This is a genomic window from Streptococcus suis, assembly GCF_002960445.1.
Taxonomy (GTDB): Bacteria; Bacillota; Bacilli; order Lactobacillales; family Streptococcaceae; genus Streptococcus; species Streptococcus hyiners.
In genome coordinates this window covers 1-1,045 of sequence record NZ_POJD01000141.1, presented here as the reverse complement: position 1 = coordinate 1,045, position 1,045 = coordinate 1, and the positions used below count along the sequence as shown (strand labels likewise).

The 1,045-nt window shown below is 37.5% G+C and carries 1 protein-coding gene; it reads right to left on the bottom strand.

Annotation, left to right across the window (positions count from 1 at the left end; all coding sequences use genetic code 11):
- Positions 1-29: 29 nt before the first annotated feature.
- Positions 30-877 (bottom strand): IS630 family transposase gene (locus C1G53_RS03795; RefSeq protein ID WP_087892711.1). Its coding sequence is split into 2 segments (ribosomal slippage): positions 30-574 and positions 574-877, totalling 849 coding nucleotides; the frame shifts between segments, so codons are not numbered across the junction.
- Positions 878-1,045 lie beyond the last annotated feature (168 nt).

Genomic DNA, 1,045 nt, shown 5'->3' with positions numbered 1-1,045 from the left:
AAGCTTCCATTCTTTCTGTGATTGTATAGTCAACTGAAACAAGAGCAGGACGAAAGTGCCTCAAGAAAAGTATCGCAATTTGGCAATACTCTTCTGAGGTGTTTTTTGATGTGAGCCCATATTTTCTCAATGGGATTATATTCCGGTGAGTAAGGAGGAAGTGGTAAAAGTCTATGTCCCTGCTCCTCGCATAAATCTTTTAGCTTACTCATCCTATGAAACTTTGCATTGTCCATAATGATAACAGATGGTTTACCTAAAGTGGGTAGTAAGAATGTTTTGAACCAAGCTTCGAAAAAGCCACTCGTCATAGTATCTTTGTATGTCATCGGGGCTATAAGCGCACCATTTATGAGACCTGCTACTAAAGATATCCGCTGGTATCTTCTTCCAGAGACCTTACCTTTTATCAACTGACCTTTCAAAGAGCGACCATATTTTCGATGAAAATATGTCTCAAACCCTGTCTCGTCAATATAAACAGGAGTCAAGTGGCTTAAGTTATTCAATTCTTTAAGGAACAGTTCTACTTTTTCAGGGTCTTGTTCATAGTAGGTACAGCTCTTTTTTTTCGAGTATATCCCATAGCTTTGAGGGGGTAATGAATAGCTGTTGGATGACAGTCAAATTCAGAAGCTATTTCAGTCAAATAAGCATCTGGATGAGTTTCAAGATAATTCTTTAATTTATCTCTATCCACTTTTCTTGGCTTGGTTCCTTTAACTTGGTGATGAAGCTCGCCGGTTTTCTCTTTTAATTTTAGCCATTGATAGATAGTGTTACGTGAAACTTGGAAAATAGCTGATGCTTCAGTAATACTGCCGGTTTTCTCACAGTATGCGAGAACTTTTTTACGAAAATCTAATGAATATGCCATAAATACATTATATCATAAATGTACTGTTTTTGTTTCATTTAACTATATTGCAGGTCTCCTCTTAGGCAAATCCTTCCTCCTTCTAATTGCTCTCTATATTGCAGCAGCTTATTTTTTACCTTATAAGGAAGATAGGGACGCGGAACGCTATGGAACAGGTCCACGTAA